Consider the following 15,490-nt stretch of genomic DNA (forward strand, 5'->3'; position numbering starts at 1 on the left):
GGCGCGGCGCGTGCGGCGTCGGCCCCGGCCGGGCGCGGCGCGTGCGGCGTCGGCCCCGGCCGGGCGCGGCGCGTGCGGCGTCGGCCCCGGCCGGGCGCGGCGCGTGCGGCGTCGGCCCCGGCCGGGCGGGCCGGCCGGGACCGAACCGGGTGAGCCGCGGCCCGGCCGGAGTGGACCGGGCCGGGCAGGCCGGGACCGGGCCGGGCAGGCGGCGGGGACCGCGTCCGTCTCCGGCGGGCGTCGATCGGCGCCCGCATCGTCACCGGGAGCGGACCGGACCGTAGCGGACCGCTCCCCCGGGCCTGGCCCCGCGCCTGCGCCTACGCCTCGCGTACCCGCAACGCCCGTGCCAGGTCGTCGAGTTGGTCGACGAGTTTGCGGCGCAGGGCCGGGATGGGGCCGGCGTCGCGCAGGCACTGTTCGCCCAGGCGCAGGGTGTCGGCGTCGACGGCGTGGGCGGGGAAGGCCCACCGGCCGGCGGCGTCGGCGATGGCGGGGCCGCGGCGGGCGGCGACGGCGACCGCGTCCTCGTAGTAGCGCTGTACGTACTCACCCACGAGGTCGGCCTGTTCGGGCTGCCAGAAGCCCTGGGCGGTGGCTGTGAACAGGTAGTTGGACAGGTCGTCGTGGACGAACATGGCCTCCCACGCGCGGCGTTTGGCTTCGGGGTCGGGCAGTGCGGCCCGGCAGCGGGCGGCGCCCTCCTGGCCGGTGGCGCTCGGGTCGCGGTCCAGTTCGGCGGTGATGGCGGCCTCGTCGGTGGCGCCGAGGACGGCGAGGCGGGCGAGGACGCGCCAGCGCAGCTCGGGGTCGAGTTCGGGGCCGCCGGGCACGGTGCCGTCGGCGAGCCAGGCGGCGATGGTGTCGGGGTGGGCGGCGACGTCGATGAAGTGGCGTACGGCGATGAGGCGCAGGCCGGGGTTGTCGCCGTCCTCGGTGCGGCGGATGAGGTCGCGGCACAGGGTGGTGAGGGTGGCGAGGGCGGCCGGGCGCTGCTCGGGGGCGAGGTAGCGGTCGGCGACGTGGGTGGTGGCGAAGGCGAGGACGCCCTGTACGAGGGCGAGGTCCGTCTCGCGCGGCAGGTGGGTGCGGGCGGCCTCCAGGTAGGTGGCGGCGGTGAGTGAGGGCTCCGGGGAGGTGGCGCCGCTGTCGCGGACCGCGTCTCTGAGGGCGTTCCAGACGACGGCGCGGGTGAGGGGTTCGGGCAGGCCGGAGAGGGCGTCGCGGACCGTGTCGAAGGAGGCGGAGTCGAAGCGGACCTTGGCGTAGGTGAGGTCGCCGTCGTTGAGGAGGAGCAGGGCCGGGCGTTTGCCGATGGGCTGGGCGGCGGTCTGCGGGATGTCGAGGTCGAGGCGTTCACGCAGGACGAGGTTGCGGCCCTCGTCGGCGACGTCGAGGTCGTAGAGGCCGGCGGTGACGCGGTGGGGGCGGCTGCCGGTGTGGTCGACGGTGAGGGTGCAGGTGCCGTCGGCGGCGGGGGCGACGCGCGGGGTGAGGGTGTCGACGCCGGTGGTGCGCAGCCAGGCGTCGGCCCAGGCGTGGACGTCGCGTTCGGTGGCGCCGGCGAGGGAGTCGATGAAGTCGGCGAGGGTGGCGTTGGCGAACCTGTGGCGGGCGAAGTGGGTGTTGATGCCGGCCAGGAAGTCCTTCTCGCCGAGCCAGGCGACGAGTTGGCGCAGGGCGGAGGCGCCCTTGGCATAGGAGATGCCGTCGAAGTTGAGGAGGGCGGAGGCGGTGTCGTCGACGTTCTCCGGGGCGACGGGGTGGGTGGAGGGCCGCTGGTCGGCGTCGTAGCCCCAGGGCTTGCGGACGACGCCGAAGTCGGTCCAGGTGTCGGTGAAGCGGGTGGCTTCGGTGAGGGTCTGGTAGCCCATGTACTCGGCGAAGGACTCGTTGAGCCAGATGTCGTCCCACCACTGGAGGGTGACGAGGTCGCCGAACCACATGTGGGCCATCTCGTGGGCGATGACCATGGCGCGGGTCTGCCGCTCGGTGTCGGTGACGGCGGAGCGGTAGACGAAGTCGTCGCGGAAGGTGACCAGGCCCGGGTTCTCCATGGCGCCGGCGTTGAACTCGGGGACGAACGCCTGGTCGTAGGAGTCGAAGGGGTAGGGCTCCTCGAACTTCTCGTGGTAGCGGTCGTAGCACTGCCTGGTGATCTCGAGGAGTTCGTCGGCGTCCGCGTCGAGGTGGGGGGCGAGGGAGCGGCGGCAGTGGATGCCGAACGGCAGGTCGCGGTGTTCGGTGCGGATGGAGTGCCAGGGGCCGGCGGCGACGGCGACGAGGTAGGTGGAGATCAGTGGGGTGGCGGCGGCCTGCCAGCGGCCCTCGCCGAGGTGTTCGGTGATGCCGTTGGCGAGGACGCTCCAGCTTTCGGGGGCCCGTACGGACAGCTCGAAGACGGCCTTGAGGTCGGGCTGGTCGAACGCGGCGAAGACCCGCTGCACGTCGTTCATGAACAGTTGGGTGTAGACGTAGGTCTCGCCGTCGGAGGGGTCGGTGAAGCGGTGCATGCCCTCGCCGGTGCGGGAGTAGCGCATGGCCGCGTCGACGCGCAGTTCGTGCTCGCCGGGGGTGAGGTTCTTCAGGGTCAGCCGGTTCTCGTCCAGGGTGTCGGGGTCGAGGGGGTGTCCGTCGAGGGTGACGGAGCGCAGCTGGGCGGGCTTGAGCTCGACGAAGGTGTCCGTGGCGTCGTGGTCCCCGCGGACGCTGAACCGGATGACCGTGCGGGAGTCGAAGGTCTCGTCGCCGGTGGTCAGGTCGAGGTCGATCGTGTAGCGGTGGACATCGAGGAGCCGGGCACGGCTCTGCGCTTCGTCGCGCGTCAGTACGGACATGCAGGACATGCTGCCTGATGGTGGTGTCGGCGCACAGGGGCGGATCGTTTCACGGCCTATGTCCGCCTTGTACGGGTTCCCCGGTGTGCGCCCCCTGGGGGGGGTTTCGTCTCCGGCGGGGGCGGGGCTCAGGCGCGCTGCGGCGGGAGGCGGGCGTCGGGGTGGGACAGGGCGGGGCGTACGGGGTGTTGGGGTGCCTCGGCGTGGTCCTTGACGAGGGCGCGCAGTTCGCGGACCTCCGTCTCCAGGGCGAGGTGGCGCTGGTGGGCGTCGAAGAGGTAGCGGACCTTGGTGCGCAGGGCCCAGGGGTCGACGGGTTTCATGACGAGGTCGGCGACGCCGAGGCCGAAGGCGGTGGAGGTCAGTTTGTGGTCGGCGCCGAAGCCGGTGAGCAGGATGACGGGGATGTGCTGGGTCTGTTCGAGGCGCCGCAGGTAGCGGACGACGTCGAGGCCGCTGACGCCGGGCAGCCGCACGTCGAGCAGGAGGAGGCCGACGTGGCCGCGCAGTACCTGCTTGAGTGCCTCGTCTCCGCTGGTGGCGCGGCCCAGCCGGTAGCCCAGCGGGGCGAGGGCGCTCTCCAGGGCGTACAGCGTGTCCTGGTGGTCGTCGACGATGAGGATGCTGGCATCCGGTGGCATGGCCCGACGTCCTTTCCCCGTGGACAGCAAGCGTGGGTCCGAGGAGCCGGCGGGGCGTGTCCGCCGGCGGACAAGGAGTGCACAGGGCAATATGCTCCGCGGGGGCCCGCCTGTCACGTCCCGGGGGCGTCAGGTGAGGTCAGTTCGCCAGGGGCGCGGTGCCGTTGCCGGTGTCCTCGGCGATGCGCTCGTGGTGGTGGATGACCTCGGCGATGATGAAGTTGAGGAACTTCTCGGCGAACGCCGGGTCGAGTTTGGCGCTCTCGGCGAGGGCGCGCAGGCGGGCGATCTGGCGGGCCTCGCGGCCCGGGTCGGCGGGTGGCAGCTGGTGGCGGGCCTTGAGGTGGCCGACCTGCTGGGTGCACTTGAACCGCTCGGCGAGCATGTGGACGACGGCCGCGTCGATGTTGTCGATGCTGTCGCGGAGCCGGGCGAGTTCCTCGCCGACCGTGGGGTCGACGTCGCCGTTCGCGGTGTTGCTGGTGGTCATGGGCGACCACCCTACGTGCCGTGCCGTGTGGCGCCTCGCCGCCGGGGTGCTGCGCGGGGTTGCGGGCCGGGACGATCCGGCCGTGTCCTCGTACAGTGGAAAGGGGGTTCACGGCGTCTTGGGGGTGCGGGCGTGGCGGGCGACGGACCGGTCGAGCACGGGTTCCCGCATCTGGAGACGGTGCGGGCCGCCATCACGGCGCTGTACAGACGTCTTTCCTACGACACGGTCCAGACGTTCGCGAGCAGTGTGGCGCCCGCCGACGTGGCGTTCTGCGACACCGACGACCTGTATCCGGGGGTGCAGCGGGTGGCGCGTGAGCTGGTGCGCCACTACCGGTTGCCGGACGCGCGGATGATCGTCGGTTTCCGTGACATGCGGTACGCGGCGAACGTCGAACTCGCGGCGGGGCCGGAGTACTTCGTCGAGCTGAACGACCGCTTCCGTACCCACCGCCGGGACATCGGGGCGGCTCTGGCGCACGAGGTGATGCACGTGTACCTGCACCGGCTGGACCTGTCCTTTCCCGGCACCCGGGACAACGAGATCCTCACGGACACCGCGACGACGTATCTGGGGGCGGGCTGGCTGCTGCTCGACGCGTACCGGGAGGACGCGGTCTCGTCGCAGAAGCTGGGCTATCTGACGCCGGAGGAGTTCGGTTACGTCCTCGCCAAGCGGTCGCTGGTCTTCGGTGAGGATCCGTCGGTGTGGTTCACCAGTCCGCAGGCGTACACGGCGTACGGCAAGGGCATGGAGCGGGCCCGTCAGGACGAGCGGCAGCCGCCGTTGACCGCGGCCGGCTGGGCGGGCCGGCGCCGCTACGCGCGCGATCGCCGCCACGCGCAGGAGCCGCCCGCCGGGGCGCCCTACTCCTTCAGTCCCGACGACGGCGGGCGGCTGCGTGTCTCGTTTCCCTGCCCCACCTGCCGGCAGCGGATCAGGGTGCCGGTGCGGGGGCGGGTGCGGGCGCGGTGCGGGTTGTGCCGGACGGTGCTGGAGTGTGACACGTGAACGGGTCGGTCACGGGGGTGCGGCTTGTCGGGGCTGCTGCCCCCGAACTCCCGTTTCGGCCCTGGGCGGGCCTTGTCCTCGAACGCCGGACGGTCCGGGCGGTCACCCTCCGTAGACGGGGTGGGGTGTCTGTGCCTGGGACAGCAGCTTCAGGGTGGCCTCGCCTGCTTCGGCGGGGGTCCAGCGGGATTGTCTGTCGGCGGTCGGGCCGGGGCGCCAGCCCTCCATGACGGTGATGCGGCCGCCCTCCGTCTCGAAGACGCGGCCGGTGACGCCCGTGCTGGCGGCCGAGCCGAGCCAGACGACCAGGGGTGAGACGTTCTGCGGGGCCATCGCGTCGAAGCCGGTGGCCGGTGCGGTCATGGTGTCGGCGAACGCGCGTTCCGTCATCCGGGTCCGGGCGGCGGGGGCGATCGCGTTGACGTGGACGCCGTAGCGGCCCAGTTCGGTCGCCGCGACCAGGGTCAGGGCGACGATCCCGGCCTTCGCCGCGCTGTAGTTGCCCTGTCCGACCGAGCCGAGCAGGCCGGCTCCGCTGCTGGTGTTGACGATCCGGGCGGTCGGGGTGCGGCCCGCCCTGGTCTCGGCCCGCCAGTGCGCGGCGGCGTGCTTCAGGGGCAGGAAGTGGCCCTTGAGGTGGACGCGTACGACGGCGTCCCAGTCGTCCTCGCCGAGGTTGACGAGCATCCGGTCGCGCAGGAAGCCCGCGTTGTTGACGAGGGTGTCGAGCCGGCCGTACGCCTGGAGGGCGGTCGCCACCAGGGACGCGGCCCCGGTGTCGGTGGCGATGTCGCCGGCGTGGGTCACCGCCTCGCCGCCGGCCGCGCGGATCTCTTCGGCGACCCGGCCGGCGGGGCTGTCGGGGTCCGGGGTGCCGTCGAGGCCGACTCCGAGGTCGTTGACGACGACGCGGGCTCCCTCGGCGGCGAAGGCGAGGGCGTGGGCCCGGCCGAGGCCGCGGCCCGCGCCGGTGACGACGACGACCCGGCCCTCACACAGTCCGCTCATCGGGCTTCTCCTTCACTGGTTGTTGTTGACGGTGGCGGCGTCCAGGAAGGCGGGGCGTTCGCCGCCGCCGTGCACGAGCAGGCTCGACCCGGTGATGTAGGCGGCGGCGTCGGAGGCGAGGAACACCGCGGCGGCGCCGACGTCGGCGGGTGCGGCGAGGCGGCCCAGCGGGACGGTGCGGGAGACGGCCTCGATGCCGTCCTCGCCGCCGTAGTGCAGGTGCGCCAGTTCGGTGCGGACCATGCCGACGACCAGGGTGTTGACGCGGATCTCCGGCGCCCATTCGACGGCCATGGAGCGCGCCAGGTGCTCCAGGCCGGCCTTGGCCGCCCCGTAGGCCGCCGAGCCGGGTGAGGGGCGGCTGCCGCTGACGCTGCCGATCATGACGACGGCGCCGCGGGCGCGTCTGAGGTGTTCGTAGGCGGCGAGGGAGACGGTCAGCGGGGTGAGGAGGTTCAGCTCGACGACCCGGGCGTGCCGTTCGGCGTCCGTGTCGGTCAGGCGCCGGTAGGGGGCGCCGCCGGCGTTGTTGACGAGGACGTCGAGGCGGGGCAGGGCGCCGAGGAGGGCGCGTACGGCCGCCGGGTCGCGCAGGTCGGCGGGGATGAACCGGGTGCCGGGGACGGGGGCTTCGGGTGGGCGGCGGGCGCAGGTGACGACGTCGGCGCCGGCCTCGGCGAAGGCCCTGGCGATACCTGCGCCGACCCCCCGGGTGCCGCCGGTGACCAGGACGGTCCTGCGGGCCGGCGGTGGGGTGTCGGGGCCGCCGGGCGGTGGGGCGTCGGGCGGTGGGGCGTCGGAGTTTTCCACAGGGCCTCCCGCTCGGTTGCGGCGACTGCTAGCTTCGAATCCGGCACACCTAACAAATGTTTGGTGGAAAGGCAGTTGAGTGGAAGGTAGCTGATGCGCCGATGGGTGTCTCCACCTCGTCCCCGGAAAAGGGGATTTCCGTCGTCACGGTCGACTTCCCACCGGTGAACGCGCTGCCGGTGCGGGGCTGGTTCGCGCTGGCCGACGCCGTGCGCGCGGCCGGCCGCGATCCCGGCGTCCGCTGCGTGGTGCTGACCGCCGAGGGCCGGGGTTTCAACGCGGGCGTGGACATCAAGGAGATACAGGCGCAGGGGCAGGGCGCGCTGGTCGGCGCGAACCGGGGCTGCTTCGAGGCCTTCGCCGCGGTGTACGAGTGCGAGGTGCCCGTGGTGGCGGCGGTGCAGGGCTTCTGCCTGGGCGGCGGCATCGGTCTGGTGGGCAACGCTGACGTGATCGTGGCGAGCGAGGACGCCACCTTCGGGCTGCCCGAGCTGGACCGGGGGGCGCTGGGCGCGGCCACCCATCTGGCCCGCCTGGTCCCCCAGCACCTGATGCGCGCCCTGTACTACACCGCGCGCACGGTGACGGCCGCCGAACTGCAGGCGCACGGCTCGGTGTGGCGGGTGGTGCCGCGGGCCGGGCTGCGCGCGGCGGCGCTGGAGCCGGCGCGGGAGATCGCCGCGAAGGACGGGGAGTTGATCCGGCTGGCGAAGGCCGCCATCAACGGCATCGATCCCGTGGACGTGCGCCGCAGTTACCGCTTCGAGCAGGGCTTCACCTTCGAGGCGGGCGTCAGCGGGGTGGCCGACCGGATCCGCGCCGGATTCGGGCAGTCCGGAACAGCGGGGGCGGCAGGAGTGACAGGGCAGTCGGGACAGGAGGGTGGGTAGTGGTGAGTGACAAGACGATGACCGTCGAGGAGGTCGTCTCCCGTCTGGACAGCGGCATGACCCTCGGCATCGGCGGCTGGGGCTCGCGCCGCAAACCGATGGCCCTGGTCAGAGCACTGCTCAGGTCGGGGATCAGAGATCTCACGCTCGTGTCGTACGGCGGTCCGGACGTCGGCGGGCTGGCCGCCGCCGGGCGGATCGGGAAGCTGGTCGCCGCCTTCGTCACGCTGGACTCGATCCCCCTCGAACCGCACTACCGCGCGGCCCGCGAGCGGGGGGCCTTCGAGCTCATGGAGATCGACGAGGCGATGTTCCTGTGGGGACTGAAGGCCGCCGCGAACCGGCTGCCGTTCCTCCCCGTCCGGGCCGGCCTCGGTTCGGACGTCATGCGGGTCAACCCCGGCCTGCGCACGGTGACCTCGCCCTACGAGGACGGGGAGACGTTCGTGGCGGTGCCCGCCCTGCGGCTCGACGCGGCCCTGGTGCACGTCAACCGCGCGGACCGGCAGGGCAACGGCCAGTATCTGGGCCCCGACCCGTACTTCGACGACCTGTTCTGCCAGGCGGCCGAGACGGCGTACGTCTCCTGCGAGCGGATCGTGGACACGGCCGAGCTGACCAAGGAGGCGCCGCCGCAGAGCCTGCTGATCAGCCGGCTCGACGTCACGGGTGTGGTGGAGGCGCCGGGCGGCGCGCACTTCACGTCCTGCGCGCCCGACCACGCGCGGGACGAGGCCTTCCAGAAGCACTACGCCCGCACCCCCTGGGCGGAGTTCTCCGGCCGGTTCCTCGGCGGGGACGAGCAGGACTACCGGAATGCCGTCCGGACCTGGCACGAGGAGCGGTCATGAGCGAAACGGTCCGCGCGTCCGTCGTCCCGGCGGCCACCCGCGCCGAGTACTGCGTGATCGCCTGCGCCGAGGCATGGCGCGGCGCGGGCGAGATCCTGGCGAGCCCCATGGGCCTGATCCCCTCCCTCGGCGCGCGGCTCGCCCGGCTCACCTTCGCGCCGGACCTGCTGCTCACCGACGGCGAGGCGCTGCTGGTCGGCCCGGACGGCACCGTCGAGGGCTGGCTGCCCTACCGGCGGCACCTGACCCTGGCGGCCGGCGGCCGGCGGCACGTGATGATGGGCGCCAGCCAGATCGACCGGTACGGCAACCAGAACATCTCCTGCGTCGGCGACTGGAACAGGCCCACCCGGCAGCTGCTCGGGGTGCGCGGCGCCACCCTCAACACGCTGAACCATCCGACGAGTTACTGGGTGCCGAAGCACTCCCGGCGGGTCTTCGTCGAGCGGGTCGACATGGTGTGCGGAGTGGGGTACGACCATGCCGGCGGCGCCCGTCACCACCACCTCGCGCGCGTCGTCTCCGACCTCGGCGTCTTCGACTTCGCCACCCCCGACCACTCGATGCGGCCGGCCTCGCTGCACCCTGGGGTCACGCCGGAGCAGGTGCGGGAGGCCACCGGCTTCGAGCTGGCCGACGAGGGGGAGGTGCCGTACACGCGCGAGCCAACCGAGGCCGAACTGCGGCTGATCCGCGAGGTCCTGGACCCCGGCGGCGCCCGGAGCCGGGAGGTCCCGGACCCGGTGGCGGGGGCCTGATGGAGACCGCGCTCACCCGGCTGACCGGGGTCCGGCATCCGCTCGTGCAGACCGGGATGGGATGGGTGGCGGGCCCGCGCCTGGTCTCGGCGACGGCCGACGCGGGAGCGCTCGGCATCCTGGCCTCCGCGACGATGACGCCGGACCGGCTGCGCGAGGCGGTCCGCGAGGTCAGGTCCCGGACGAGGGAGCCGTTCGGGGTGAACCTGCGGGCGGACGCGGCGGACGCCGGGGACCGGGTGCGCATCATCATCGAGGAGGGCGTGCGGGTGGCGTCCTTCGCCCTGGCGCCGACCCCCGAGCTGATCACCGAGCTGAAGGAGGCCGGAGTCGTCGTCATCCCGTCGGTCGGTGCCCGCCGGCATGCCGAGAAGGTCGCCGCCTGGGGCGCGGACGCGGTGATCGTGCAGGGCGGCGAGGGCGGCGGGCACACAGGTGAGGTCGCGACGACGGTCCTGCTGCCCCAGGTGGTCGACGCGGTCCGGATACCGGTCGTCGCGGCGGGCGGCTTCTTCGACGGACGGGGGCTGGTGGCGGCCCTGGCGTACGGGGCGGCGGGTGTCGCCATGGGGACGCGGTTCCTGCTCACCTCCGACTCCACCGTCCCCGACGCGGTGAAGGCGCGCTACCTGGCCGCGACGGTCAGGGACGTCACCGTCACCACCGCCGTCGACGGTCTGCCGCACCGCATGCTGCGGACGGAACTGGTCGACGCCCTGGAGCGCTCCGGGCGCGCCCGGGCCCTGTTCCAGGCCCTGCGCCGGGCGGCGGGCTACCGCAGGCTGTCGGATACGACCTGGCGCCGGATGATCCAGGACGGACGCGCCCTGAGACACGGCAAGGACCTGTCGTGGAGCCAGGTCCTGCTCGCCGCGAACACCCCGATGCTGCTGCGGGCGTCCATGGTGGAAGGGCGCACGGACCTGGGGGTGATGGCGGCGGGACAGGTCGCGGGACTGATCGAGGACCTCCCGTCCTGCGCGGACCTCGTGGCGCGGGTGATGGCGGAGGCCGGGGACATCGTCGGCGCGCTGACGGAGGGCGGCACATGGCGGAGGCCCGGGACATCGTCGGCGCAATGACGGAAGGCGGCACATGGCGGAGGCCCGGGACATCGTCGGCGCGCTGACGGAGGGCGGCGCGTCGACGCACGCCTGACCGCGAACGGCCGAGAAGCCCGGGGCACAGCGGCCGGTACCGCCTGTGCCGCCGCGCACCCGGTCCGGTCGTACGGCGGGCTGCCGGTTGTCCGGTCGTACGGCGGGCTGCCGGGCCCGGCCGGGCGCCGGGATGCCGGGCCCGCCGCCCGTCCGCCGACCTCAGAGTCGTTCGATGATCGTCACGTTGGCCTGGCCGCCGCCCTCGCACATCGTCTGGAGGCCGAAGCGCCCACCGGTGCGTTCCAGTTCGTGGAGCAGGGTCGTCATCAGCTTTACGCCGGTGGCTCCCAGGGGGTGGCCGAGGGCGATCGCGCCGCCGTTGACGTTCACCCGGTCCGGGTCGGCGCCGGTCTCCTTCAGCCAGGCCAGGACGACCGGCGCGAACGCCTCGTTGATCTCTACGAGGTCGATGTCGTCGATGGTCATGCCCGCCTTCTTCAGGGCGTGCGCGGTGGCCGGGATCGGCGCGGTCAGCATGCGGATGGGGTCCTCGCCGCGCACGGAGAGATGGTGGACGCGCGCCCGGGGCCTCAGCCCGTGCTCGCGCACGGCCCGCTCCGAGGCGAGCAGCATGGCCGCGGCCCCGTCGGAGACCTGCGAGGAGCAGGCCGCGGTGACGGTGCCGCCGTCGAGGACGGGTTTGAGGCCGGCCATCTTCTCCAGGGAGGTGTCCCGGCGGGGGCCCTCGTCGACGGCGACCGGTCCGAGGGCCACCGTCTCGCGCTCGAAGCGGCCCTCGTCGATGGCCCGCAGGGCCCGCCGGTGCGAGCGCAGGGCGAACTCCTCCTGGTCGGGCCGGCTGATCCCCCACTTCGCGGCGATCATCTCGGCCCCGGCGAACTGGTTCACCGGCCGGTCCCCGTACCGTGCCCGCCAGCCCTCGCTGCCGGCGAAGGGGCCCTGGGTGAACCCGAGGGGCTCGGCGGCCTGCCGGGTCGCATAGGCGATGGGGATCTGCGACATGTTCTGCACACCGCCCGCGACCACCAGGTCCTGCGTCCCCGACAGCACGCCCTGGGCGGCGAAGTGCACGGCCTGCTGCGAGGAGCCGCACTGCCGGTCGACGGTCACGCCCGGTACCTCCTCGGGCAGTCCGGCGGCGAGCCAGCAGGTGCGGGCGATGTCGCCGGCCTGCGGGCCCACGGCGTCCAGGCAGCCGAACACGACGTCCTCCACGGCGGCCGGGTCCACGCCCGCCCGGGTGACCAGTTCCCTGAGCACGTGCGCGCCCAGGTCGGCCGGGTGGACCCCGCCCAGTCCTCCCCCGCGCCGCCCGACGGGCGTACGGACCGCTTCGACGATGTAGGCCTCGGCCATGTCAACTCCCTCACAGATAAGGGCTATGCACGTACGGCGATCCCGTCCAGCACCATCGACAGGTACTGCCGGGCGATCTCCTCGGGGCTGTGCTGTCCGCCGGGCCGGTACCAGGACGCGGCGACCCACACCGTGTCGCGGACGAACCGGTAGGTGAGCCGGACGTCGAGGTCGGCGCGGAAGACCCGGGCGGCGACCCCGCGCTCCAGCGTGGACAGCCACGCCTTCTCGAACCGGCGCTGGGACTCGGCGAGGAACGCGAACCGCTCCTGCGCCACGAGGTGCTTGGACTCCTTCTGGTAGATCGCGACGGCGGCCCGGTGCCGGTCGATCTCCCGGAACGACTCCGTGACCAGCGCTTCCAGCGTCTCGCGGGGCCCCGACCGGGCGTCCAGGACGGTGTCGTAGCCGTCCCAGAGCTCGTCGAGGAAGGTCCGCAGGATCTCCTCCAGCATTGACTCCTTGGAGTCGAAGTGGTAGTAGAGGCTGCCCGCGAGCATGCCCGCCTGGTCCGCGATCTTGCGGACGGTGGTGGCGTTGTAGCCCTGCTCGGCGAAGACCTCGGCTGCGGTGTCGAGGAGTTCGCGGCGGCGCGCGGGCGCGGCGGTCACCTGGGGCTTCTTCTTGGTAGGAGGCACGGGCCCATTGTGGTCCTAGGGATGCTGGGAGCTGACGGAGACGACCTCGCCCGTCATGTAGGAGGAGTAGCCGGAGGCCAGGAAGACGATCACGTTGGCCACTTCCCACGGTTCGGCGGGGCGGCCGAAGGCCTCGCGGCCGGTCAGCTCGGCCAGCAGTTCCGGGGTGGTCACCTTCGCCAGGTGCGGGTGCATCGCGAGGCTGGGTGAGACGGCGTTGACCCGCACGCCGTACTCCGCCGCCTCGGTGGCCGCGCACCGGGTCAGCGCCATCACCCCGGCCTTCGCGGCGGCGTAGTGGGCCTGGCCGGCCTGGGCGCGCCAGCCGGCGACCGAGGCGTTGTTGACGATCACTCCGCCGGTCCCGGCCTCCCTGAGCAGCCGCAGCGCCGCGCGCGTGCACCGGAACGTGCCGTTCAGTGTGACGTCGAGGACCTTCGACCACTGCTCGTCGGTCATGTCGACGAGGGCGGCGGTCCCGCCGAGCCCCGCGTTGTTGACGACGATGTCGAGCCGGCCGTGCGCGCGCACCGCGGTCGCGAACAGGGCGGACACCTGTGTCTCGTCGGTGACGTCGCAGGGCACCGCGTCGACGGCGTCGGCGCCGAACTCCCCGGCCAGCTCGGCCGCGTGTTCCTTCAGCCTTCGCGCGTGGGCGTCGCCGAGCACGACGCGTGCGCCCTCTTCGAGGAACCGGCGGGCGGTCGCTCCGCCGATCCCGGCGCCGGCCGCCGCGGTGATGACCGCGGTGCGCCCGCTGAGCAGTCCGTGCCCGGGTACGTACGCCGGACTCTCGACGTCTGTCATACGCTCAAGCTAACCTACCAAACAGTTGTTAGGGAAGGACGAGCGCGAAGGACGGTTCCCGTGGACCTCACGCACTCCCCGGCCGACGAGGCCTTCCGGTCCGAGGCCCGCGCCTGGCTCACCGCGCATGTGCCGGCCGGTCCGCTGCCCTCCCTGGAGACCGGTGAGGGCTTCGCCGCGCACCGTGCGTGGGAGGCCGAACTGGCCGCGGACCGCTGGTCGGTGGTGTCCTGGCCGGCGGCCTACGGCGGGCGTGACGCTGGACTGCTGCGCTGGCTGGTCTTCGAGGAGGAGTACTACGCGGCGGGCGCGCCGGGTCGCGTCGGGCAGAACGGGATCAGTCTGCTCGCGCCGACCCTGTTCGAGCACGGCACCGAGGAGCAGCGGGCCCGGGTGCTGCCGCCGATGGGCCGCGGCGAGGTGGTCTGGGCGCAGGCGTGGTCGGAGCCGGAGGCGGGGTCGGACCTGGCCGCGCTGCGGTCCAGGGCCGTCCGCGCGGCCGGGGGCTGGCTGCTGAGCGGGCGCAAGACGTGGTCGTCGCGGGCCGCGTTCGCCGACCGCGCGTTCGGCCTGTTCCGCTCCGATCCGGTCGCGGCGCGGCCGCATCAGGGCCTGACGTACCTGATGTTCGATCTGCGCGCGCCCGGCGTGACGGTGCGGCCCGTCGCCCGCCTCGACGGGAAGCCCGCCTTCGCCGAACTGACCCTGGAGGAGGTGTTCGTGCCGGACGAGGACGTCATCGGCGAGCCGGGGCAGGGCTGGCGCGTGGCGATGTCGACGGCGGGCAACGAACGCGGGCTCACCCTGCGCTCCCCCGGCCGTTTCCTGGCCGCGGCGGAGCGGCTGCACCGGCTGTGGCGGACCGCGGGCTGTCCGGAGTGGGCGCGTGAGAGGGTCGCCGACGCGCTGGTCGGCGCCCGCGCCCACCAGCTCTTCACCTACGCGTCCGCCTCCCGCTTCCTGGAGGGTGAGTCACTCGGCCCGGAGTCCAGCCTGAACAAGGTGTTCTGGTCCGAGTACGACATCGCGCTGCACGAGACGGCCCTGGATCTGCTGGGCGAGCAGGCGGAGTGGGCGGGCACCGAATGGGCGGAGGGCTATGTCTTCGCCCTCGCCGGCCCCATCTACGCGGGCACGAACGAGATCCAGCGCGACATCATCGCCGAACGCCTGCTCGGTCTGCCGAAGGGACGCCGGTGATGCGTTTCCTCCTCGACCCCGAGCAGCGGGCGTTCGCCGGCTCGCTGGACGCGATGCTGACGGCGGCCGACACCCCGCAGGTCGTCCGGGACTGGAGCCGCGGGGAGCGGGCGGGCGGGCGCGCGCTGTGGTCCCGGCTGGCCGCGGCGGGGGTGTTCGCGCTGGCGGTGCCGGAGGCGTACGAGGGGCTGGGCCCCCGGCCCGTCGAACTCGCCGTCGCCTTCGTGGAGCTGGGCCGGCACGCGGTGCCGGGGCCGCTGGTGGAGACCGTCGCGGCGGCGGCGCTGCTGTCGGGGCTGGACGACCCCGGCCCGGCCGGGCGTCTGCTGCCCGCACTGGCCTCGGGCGCGTCGGCGGCGACCCTGGCGGCGGGGCCGTACGCGCTGGACGCGGACGCGGCGGACGTACGGCTGTCGCTGTCGGAGCCGGCGGGCCGGGCCCGGCCCGCCGGGACGGGCGGGACGGGCGGGACGGGCGGGCGGGCCGAGCTGCGGCTGGCCGGTCCGCCCGGCGACCCGTGCCCCTCGCTCGACCCGGCCCGCAGGCTGTTCGTCCTGCCGCCCGGGGGCGAACTCCTCGCGTCCGGCCCGCGGGTCGGCGCGGCCGGCGCCCGCGCCCGGGGCTGGGCCCGCCTCGCCACCGCCGCCCAGGCACTCGGGGTCGGTCTCGCGCTGCTCGACAGGACGGTCGCCTACGTCGGGCAGCGCACCCAGTTCGGTGTCCCCGTCGGCTCGTTCCAGGCCGTCAAGCACCAGCTCGCCGACGCGAAGACCGCGCTGGAGTTCGCCCGCCCCCTGGTCTTCGGCGCCGCCGTGACGATGACCCCCGCCGACGTGGCCGCCGCCCACCTCACCGCCTGCGAGGCGGCGTACACCACCGCGCGTACGGCCCTGCAGCTGCACGGCGCGATCGGCTACACCGCGGAGTACGACCTCTCGCTCTGGCTGGGCAAGGCCCGTGCCCTGCGCACCGCGTGGGGTGATCCGCGCACCTGCCGGGCGGTCGTCCTCGGCGACGCGGGCCGCCGCCGCTGACCTCGCCGGCGGGTCCCGGTGCCGGACCGGCGGGC

General features: G+C 73.6%; 15 protein-coding genes. 7 read left to right on the top strand and 8 right to left on the bottom strand.

The window, feature by feature from the left end:
• Positions 1–320 precede the first annotated feature (320 nt).
• The 3 genes from pepN to AC07AZ_RS19620 form a co-directional block, all read right to left on the bottom strand.
• Entirely contained in the window at positions 321–2,846 is a 2,526-nt protein-coding gene (gene pepN, locus AC07AZ_RS19610) for an aminopeptidase N (protein ID WP_478849332.1), read from the bottom strand.
• A 119-nt stretch (positions 2,847–2,965) separates the two neighbouring features.
• Positions 2,966–3,478 carry a response regulator gene (locus AC07AZ_RS19615; protein ID WP_478849334.1) on the bottom strand — a complete coding sequence of 171 codons (513 nt, stop codon included), beginning with the start codon at positions 3,476–3,478 and terminating at the stop codon, positions 2,966–2,968.
• 139 nt (positions 3,479–3,617) lie between these two features.
• The gene (locus tag AC07AZ_RS19620) at positions 3,618–3,968 is read right to left on the bottom strand and encodes a chorismate mutase (protein WP_478849336.1); all 351 of its coding nucleotides are present in this window, start codon (positions 3,966–3,968) and stop codon (positions 3,618–3,620) included.
• Positions 3,969–4,100: 132 nt separating this feature from the next.
• Here AC07AZ_RS19620 and AC07AZ_RS19625 point away from each other — a divergent pair, with 132 nt between their 5' ends.
• A complete protein-coding gene (locus AC07AZ_RS19625) occupies positions 4,101–4,982 on the top strand; it encodes a hypothetical protein (RefSeq protein ID WP_478849338.1) in 882 nt (293 codons plus the stop codon).
• Between the two features lie 102 nt (positions 4,983–5,084).
• On the opposite strand, the gene AC07AZ_RS19630 is transcribed toward AC07AZ_RS19625, so the two are convergent.
• Positions 5,085–5,990 (bottom strand): SDR family oxidoreductase, encoded by a 906-nt coding sequence (locus AC07AZ_RS19630; protein WP_478849340.1) that lies wholly within the window; start codon positions 5,988–5,990, stop codon positions 5,085–5,087.
• A 12-nt stretch (positions 5,991–6,002) separates the two neighbouring features.
• A complete protein-coding gene (locus AC07AZ_RS19635; RefSeq protein WP_478849552.1) occupies positions 6,003–6,719 on the bottom strand; it encodes an SDR family oxidoreductase in 717 nt (238 codons plus the stop codon).
• A 182-nt stretch (positions 6,720–6,901) separates the two neighbouring features.
• Between AC07AZ_RS19635 and AC07AZ_RS19640 the strand changes: the two genes are divergently transcribed.
• The 4 genes from AC07AZ_RS19640 to AC07AZ_RS19655 are packed head-to-tail and all read left to right on the top strand — an operon-like array spanning position 6,902 to position 10,381.
• On the top strand, positions 6,902–7,690 hold the full coding sequence (locus AC07AZ_RS19640) for an enoyl-CoA hydratase family protein (protein WP_478849342.1): 789 nt from the start codon (positions 6,902–6,904) through the stop codon (positions 7,688–7,690).
• Between the two features lie 2 nt (positions 7,691–7,692).
• Positions 7,693–8,541: a CoA transferase subunit A gene (locus AC07AZ_RS19645; RefSeq protein ID WP_478849344.1), complete on the top strand. Its 849-nt coding sequence runs from the start codon at positions 7,693–7,695 to the stop codon at positions 8,539–8,541.
• Positions 8,538–9,299 (top strand): CoA-transferase subunit beta, encoded by a 762-nt coding sequence (locus tag AC07AZ_RS19650; protein WP_478849346.1) that lies wholly within the window; start codon positions 8,538–8,540, stop codon positions 9,297–9,299. Before AC07AZ_RS19645 ends, AC07AZ_RS19650 begins: the two co-directional genes overlap by 4 nt.
• Positions 9,299–10,381: an NAD(P)H-dependent flavin oxidoreductase gene (locus tag AC07AZ_RS19655; protein ID WP_478849348.1), complete on the top strand. Its 1,083-nt coding sequence runs from the start codon at positions 9,299–9,301 to the stop codon at positions 10,379–10,381. The genes AC07AZ_RS19650 and AC07AZ_RS19655 overlap by 1 nt, the downstream gene beginning before the upstream one ends.
• 237 nt (positions 10,382–10,618) lie before the next feature.
• Here the strand turns inward: AC07AZ_RS19655 and AC07AZ_RS19660 are convergent, their stop codons facing one another.
• Genes AC07AZ_RS19660 through AC07AZ_RS19670 form a run of 3 tightly spaced genes read right to left on the bottom strand, consistent with a single transcriptional unit; the run spans position 10,619 to position 13,221 of the window.
• On the bottom strand, positions 10,619–11,776 hold the full coding sequence (locus tag AC07AZ_RS19660) for an acetyl-CoA C-acetyltransferase (RefSeq protein WP_478849350.1): 1,158 nt from the start codon (positions 11,774–11,776) through the stop codon (positions 10,619–10,621).
• A 23-nt stretch (positions 11,777–11,799) separates the two neighbouring features.
• Entirely contained in the window at positions 11,800–12,414 is a 615-nt protein-coding gene (locus AC07AZ_RS19665) for a TetR/AcrR family transcriptional regulator (protein ID WP_478849352.1), read from the bottom strand.
• A gap of 15 nt (positions 12,415–12,429) precedes the next feature.
• A complete protein-coding gene (locus AC07AZ_RS19670; protein ID WP_478849354.1) occupies positions 12,430–13,221 on the bottom strand; it encodes an SDR family oxidoreductase in 792 nt (263 codons plus the stop codon).
• 60 nt (positions 13,222–13,281) lie between these two features.
• On the opposite strand from AC07AZ_RS19670, the gene AC07AZ_RS19675 reads away from it, so the two are divergent.
• Positions 13,282–14,421: an acyl-CoA dehydrogenase family protein gene (locus tag AC07AZ_RS19675; protein WP_478849356.1), complete on the top strand. Its 1,140-nt coding sequence runs from the start codon at positions 13,282–13,284 to the stop codon at positions 14,419–14,421.
• Positions 14,421–15,455: an acyl-CoA dehydrogenase family protein gene (locus tag AC07AZ_RS19680; RefSeq protein WP_478849359.1), complete on the top strand. Its 1,035-nt coding sequence runs from the start codon at positions 14,421–14,423 to the stop codon at positions 15,453–15,455. The genes AC07AZ_RS19675 and AC07AZ_RS19680 overlap by 1 nt, the downstream gene beginning before the upstream one ends.
• The last annotated feature ends 35 nt before the right edge of the window (positions 15,456–15,490 follow it).

It is taken from the genome of Streptomyces sp. NPDC043878 (assembly GCF_056435735.1).